The 2,900-nt window shown below is 70.2% G+C and carries 1 protein-coding gene; it reads right to left on the reverse strand.

Annotation, left to right across the window (positions count from 1 at the left end; translation table 11 throughout):
- A partial coding sequence (locus tag NVV99_RS26110) for an amino acid adenylation domain-containing protein (RefSeq protein ID WP_260783266.1) occupies positions 1 to 2,900 on the reverse strand: 2,900 nt, incomplete at both ends.

Raw genomic sequence — 2,900 nt, forward strand, 5'->3', positions numbered from 1 at the left:
TCGAAGCGGTTGAGGAACCACATGCGCTGCTGCGCGAGCGACAGTGGGACCCGCTCGGGACGTTCCTGTGCGACGAGCGGCGTGCGGCCCTGGGCCTCGCTCTGCTCGACGCGGGCGGCGAGAGCGGCTACGCCGGGCGCCTCGAACAGGACACGAACGGGCACAACGGTTCCCAGTTCGGAACCGAGGCGCGCGACGACCTGCGTCGCGATGAGCGAGTTGCCGCCGAGGGCGAAGAAGTCGTCGTCGAGCCCGACACGGTCGACACCGAGGACGTCGGCGAACACGCCGGCGACGACCTCTTCGACCGGGGTCGTGGGTGCACGGAAGCCGCGAGCCTCGAAGACCGGGTCGGGCAGCGCCTTCCGGTCGACCTTGCCCGAGCTGCCGAGCGGCATCTCGTCGAGGACCACGAACTGCGACGGCACCATGTAGGCCGGGAGCACCGCGCTCAGCGCGGCCTGCGCGGCGTCGCGGTCGAAGGTCGTGTTCGGGGCCGGGACCACGTAAGCGACGAGCTGATCGCGGCGCACCTGCGCGGCGGCCTGCGACACCCCGGTGTGGTCGAGCAGCGCGGTCTCGATCTCCCCGAGCTCGATACGCAGACCGCGGAGCTTGACCTGGAAGTCGGTGCGGCCGAGGTACTCGAGATCGCCGCTGCGGTCGTTGCTCCAGCGCACGAGGTCGCCCGTGCGGTACAGACGTTCACCCTCGCCGAAGGGCGAGGCGACGAAACGCTCGGCGGTCAGATCGGGGCGGCCGACGTAACCGCGCGCCACCTGCACGCCCGCGAGATACAACTCTCCCACGACACCGGCGGGAACCGGCGACAGCCGCGAGTCGAGCACGTAGGCGCGGGTGTTCCACACCGGAGCGCCCATCGCGACGGAACCACCCGTCGTTCCTGCGACCGGGCGGGCGGTGGCGTGCACCGTGGCCTCGGTGGGGCCGTAGAGGTTGTGGAGCTCGGCGTCGCTGATCCGGGAGAACTGCTCGGCCACCGACAGCGGGAAGGCTTCACCTGCGACGAGCACGGTGCGCAGCGACGCGCAGTCGTCGGGCGACACCGACGCGGCGAACACCGCGAGCATCGACGGGACGAAGGAGGTCGCCGTCACCGCGCGCTCGCGGATGACGGTGCCGAGATAGGCGGTGTCGCGGTGACCGTCCGGGACCGCGATCACCATGCGCGCACCGACGGCGAGGGTGCCGAACAGTTCCCACACCGACACGTCGAAGGTGAACGGGGTCTTCTGCAGCACCACATCGTCGGGGCCGATCCCGTATTCGGTGGTGATCCACCGAATCTGGTTGACGACCGAGGCATGGGCGACCGCCACACCCTTCGGGCGTCCCGTCGAACCCGAGGTGAAGATCGAGTACGCGGTGTTCGACGGCCGCAACGGCGCGAGGCGGTCGGCGTCGGTGACCGGCCCGGCCGGTGTCGCGGACAGGTCGAGGCCGTCGATCGCGAGCGACGGCACCGATGCCGTGGCCGGCACGGAGAATCCGTCGCGTTCGGTGCTCAGCACAACCACGGGCGCGGCGGTGTCGAGGATGTACCCGTTGCGATCCTCGGGCTGATTCGGATCGATCGGCACGTAGGCACCACCGGCCGTGACGACCGCGTACATACCGACGAGCAGATCCAGCGAGCGGCGCATCGCCAGACCCACCGACGTCTCCGGTCGGACACCGAGCGAGATCAGATGCCGCGCAAGACGATTCACACGCTCGGAGAACTCGCCGTAGGTCAGCGTCTCGCCCTCGAACTCCACCGCGACCGCGTCCGGCGACCGCCGGACCTGCTCGGCGAACAGATCGACGAGGGTCCCGGCGTCGCCGAGCGCGTGCTCGGTGGCGTTCCACGTGGCGAGCACATCGGTGCGCTCGGCATCGTCGAGCAGCGCGACATCACCGACCGGGAGTGCGGGTTCGGTCACGACCGCGATGAGGATCCGGGTCAGGCGCTCGGCGAAGGACTCCATCGTCCGGGCGTCGAACAGATCGGTGGCATAAGTCAATTCGACGAGATAACCCTCGGCGGTGGCGTCGTCCGAGACGGTGACCTGCAGGTCGAACTTCGCGAGTGCCACGTCGACATCGAGCGCCGAGACGGTCAGGCCGGGCAGCTCGAGGGAGCCGGCATCGAGGTTCTGGAACGCGAGGAGCACCTGGAACAGCGGGTGCCGTGCCGTCGACCGTTCGGGGTCGATGATCTCGACGAGCCGCTCGAACGGCAGGTCGGCGTGCCCGAACGCTTCGAGGTCGGCGCCGCGCACCCGGCCGAGCACCTGCTCGAACGACTCGCCGCCCTCCACCCGGGTGCGCAGCACGAGGGTGTTGACGAACATGCCCACCAGATCGTCGAGCGCCGCGTCGCCACGACCGGCCACCGGGGTGCCGATCGCGATGTCGTCGGTGCCCGACAGACGCGCCAGCAGCACCGCCAGTGCCGCGTGCACGACCATGAACTCGGTGGTGGAGGTGCGCCGGGCGAGATCGCGGACGGCGGAACGGAGTTCGGAGTCCAGGACGAACCGGTGCGAGGCACCGCGGTAGCTCGCGACCGCCGGTCGCGGACGGTCCGCCGGCAGGTCGAGCTGCTCGGGCAGACCCGCGAGGGTCTCCCGCCAGAACGCGACCTGCGAGGAGATGATCGACTCCGGATCGTCCTCCGAACCGAGCACCTCCCGCTGCCAGATGGCGAAGTCGGCGTACTGCACCGGCAGCGGCTCCCACTGCGGGGCGTCACCCGAGACGCGGGCCGCGTAGGCCGTCACGACGTCGCGGGTCAGCGGACCCATCGAGAAACCGTCGGACGCGATGTGGTGCACGACCAGCACCAGCACGTGCTCGGCCGCGGTCCCGGTCTCGGTGACGGCGAACAGCCGGGCCCG

The sequence above is a fragment of the Rhodococcus sp. PAE-6 genome (assembly GCF_025290685.1).
Lineage (GTDB): Bacteria > Actinomycetota > Actinomycetes > Mycobacteriales > Mycobacteriaceae > Rhodococcus > Rhodococcus pyridinivorans.